The sequence below is a fragment of the Aquidulcibacter sp. genome (assembly GCF_049239865.1).
GTDB lineage: Bacteria > Pseudomonadota > Alphaproteobacteria > Caulobacterales > Aquidulcibacteraceae > Aquidulcibacter.
Genome location: NZ_JBMLTR010000076.1, coordinates 1 through 2,740, shown reverse-complemented (window position 1 = coordinate 2,740; position 2,740 = coordinate 1). Strand labels below are relative to the sequence as shown.

4 protein-coding genes are annotated in these 2,740 nt (G+C 56.1%); 2 read left to right on the top strand and 2 right to left on the bottom strand.

Going from position 1 to position 2,740, the window contains the following annotated elements:
* The coding region (locus ACOVRA_RS05270) for an energy transducer TonB family protein (RefSeq protein WP_421719388.1) at window positions 1-798 on the top strand (798 nt) is incomplete at its 5' end.
* 36 nt (window positions 799-834) lie between these two features.
* On the top strand, window positions 835-1,992 hold the full coding sequence (locus ACOVRA_RS05265) for a hypothetical protein (protein ID WP_421719387.1): 1,158 nt from the start codon (window positions 835-837) through the stop codon (window positions 1,990-1,992).
* 12 nt (window positions 1,993-2,004) lie between these two features.
* Here the strand turns inward: ACOVRA_RS05265 and ACOVRA_RS05260 are convergent, their stop codons facing one another.
* Window positions 2,005-2,235 (bottom strand): YdcH family protein, encoded by a 231-nt coding sequence (locus tag ACOVRA_RS05260; protein WP_290807893.1) that lies wholly within the window; start codon window positions 2,233-2,235, stop codon window positions 2,005-2,007.
* 34 nt (window positions 2,236-2,269) lie between these two features.
* Window positions 2,270-2,740: TIGR02444 family protein (locus tag ACOVRA_RS05255; RefSeq protein ID WP_421719386.1), on the bottom strand; the 471-nt coding region annotated here is incomplete at its 5' end.

Sequence of the window (2,740 nt, the reverse complement as noted above, 5' to 3'; positions counted from 1 at the left end):
AATGCCGAATTTGAGGCAGCAACGACAAACCAGTTGCCTAAGAAAGCCCAAGCGATCGATCTCGCTGCCAAAGCTGTTGAAGGGTCGTGGGGGGACATGCTGGTTGCCGACGCTCTGCTGCGGGCGTCGATCCACTTTTCCGTAAGCGGCAAATCTAGCCTCGGGGCGAAACTGGCTGAACGTAGCTCGGCAGAAGTGCAGCGCTTAAATCCGGTGGATGTTGACCGTTTAGCGCTCGTCAATTTGGCGCGAGCCGTCTCTAAATTGTCTGATCAAAACAAGCTTTTGGTAGCTTATGAGGATATCTTGAAGGCGCGGGTCACTTATGGGCCGATGCGTCGCCCCGATGATCCGACATGGGGTGCCTTGAGTGCTTGGCAAATGGTGGTGAATGGCTTGATTCAAGCTACCAACTCGTCAAATGGCGGTTCTGCAAGCCGGATCAAATGGAGCCGCTTTCAACCCCGCGATATGACTCAAGAAGAACTCGCTAAAGTCATGACCCCAAAGCCAGAATGTGCAGACTTCACAAAGTTTAAGCGCAAACGGGTTGGACGCGACATTGAGCCGATGCAGGTTGGCTATTTTACGGTGAACTTAGGCGGCGTGCAGGTTCTGACCGACCTCGCGCCCGATGGCCGGGTCACCAGTCCACGCGTCATCGGTGCCGTGCCCGATTCTTCTTATGCCGAGGCGGCCCTCAAAGGGATTTCAACGTGGCAATTCGATCTCCCAGCCAATGTGCCGGCGACGTGCCTAAAGGATTACAACATCACCGTTGTTTTCACGATGTATTGAGGCGGCTAAGCCCTGAGTGGGTGGGGAGATTTTTTGATGCGGTTTAAGGCAATGCTTTTGGGAATGGCTTTGACGAGTTTGGCCTGCGCGCCGGTTTGGGCTGATCCTGCGGCCCCTGCGCCAAATGCAGACCCGATTGCCGCATATCGGGCTTATGAGGCAGCCATTAAGGCCGGAAAACTGGTGGAAGCGACCAGCTTTGCCCATGATGCTTGGCAAGCAGCCGAAGTGAAATGGGGTGCCAGCAATCCTAACACCGCGGGCTTGGCCTATAATGCGGCTTGGACCGCAGCTTTGAACAATCAGCCCGCGAAAGGCATAGAGCCTGCTCAGCGGGCGGTCACCCTCGCCCCCGTTGCCCAGCAAGCCTATCGGCCTGAGGAAGCGGCCTTCTTGCTGGCCTATAATGATTTTTTTGCTGCCAACGCGGATGATCAGCCCAAGAAGTCAGAGGAGTTGGTCCGGGCCGCTAAGGCAGTTCAAGGCAGTTGGGGCGATATCCTGATCGTTGATGCCCTGATTGCCGTCTCCTACGCACTGGTTTTGAACAATAAATCGGCGCAGGCCAATGAGGCCGCCGCCATCAGCCTTAGCGAACTGGAGCGCATCAATCCCAGTGATACGCGCAGGCGGCCGATGGCGCTGTTGGTCAAGGGCATTTCGCGTATGCGTTTGGGTGAACCGCTCGATGCCCAATCTGATGTATTGGATGCTCAGCTTGCCTATGGGAAAATGCGTCGGCCCGATGATGCTGATTGGGGTAAGCTACAAGCTTGGGGTCTTGTGATGGACTCTGTCGCCCGCAGCGCTGGCGCCCGCGATAATCAGACGGGTAGTCGCTTGCGGAATGATCGGCGCTCGCCGCGCTATCTCACCGATGACGAAGAAAAGCTGATTTATGACAGAAAGCCCGAATGTGCAGACCAGCCAGCGCCCCGTCGCATCGAAGGTGACGCGATCCGGGCACTTGCCGCTTCAAAGAATTGGATTCACATCGGCGGTGTTTTTGCGCGAGTCGACATTAAGGCCGACGGGCGGATTGAGAACCCGCGCATTCTTGGCGTTGTTCCAGAGCAAGACTTCTCACGACAAGTGTTAAAAGCTTTGAATACATGGCGCTATGAGGTTCAGCCAGGAACCTTGGAACAGTGTCGAAAAGACTTGAATATTGCGGTCGTCTTTTCGATCAACTGACGTCTTGCTGTCTCAAGCAATGATATCGGGCGTCAATTGGTCTTCCCAATGGGCGATTTCGTCCTTGAGGGCGAGTTTGCGGCGTTTTAGGCGCATGATGCCAATCTGGTCGTAAGGCGCGCTCTCTTGTAGGGCTTGAATGGCGCCGTCCAGCGCACGGTGTTCCTCACGCAGGGCATGTATCTTGGCCTCGAAGCGTTCTGCATCGGCATCTTCGGAAGGTGAAGTCCAGTCGCTTGCCATTAGGCTTCCTCATTCTGAGCGCGTGCCCTAGTCGTCAAACCGATTGCCCAGCATGGGCGAGGCGCTTCAACAATGCGTCTAGCGCCGCGTCAAGAGGGACATGGGCGGCGCGGACGCATTGGATCAGGCCGTCATAGCCACTTAAGGGCTGCCCCTTAATTTCGCTTAAATGCAAAATCTGCAAAATGGTTTGTTCGCAGGCTAATTCAGCGGCGAGAAGTTGGGCGCGGGTTGCGGCAATTAAGGCGGGGGCTTCGGTTTGCGGCTCCGCCTTTAACGCGCGTCGGCGCTGGCGCAAGGGTTTCACCAATTGGCGGGTCAGTTTTTGGGCCAAGCGCTGGGTGTCTGTCGCCTCGAACCCTTGGCCAAGGCGGGCCCGATACAGGGCAAAGATCAGAAAAGTCACGTCCAGCCCATAAACATCCTGTGCGGTCAGGCAATCGGCCTCCACCCCGTCTTGGCCATAAAAAGCCAGCGCAAAGTCCCAGATGGAGGGCGTTGGGTC

Bases quoted from the DNA above. Each gene is read 5' to 3' on its own strand.
- ACOVRA_RS05265 (WP_421719387.1), top strand. From the start codon at position 835: ATGCGGTTTAAGGCAATGCTTTTGGGAATGGCTTTGACGAGTTTGGCC.
- ACOVRA_RS05260 (WP_290807893.1), bottom strand. From the start codon at position 2,235: ATGGCAAGCGACTGGACTTCACCTTCCGAAGATGCCGATGCAGAACGC.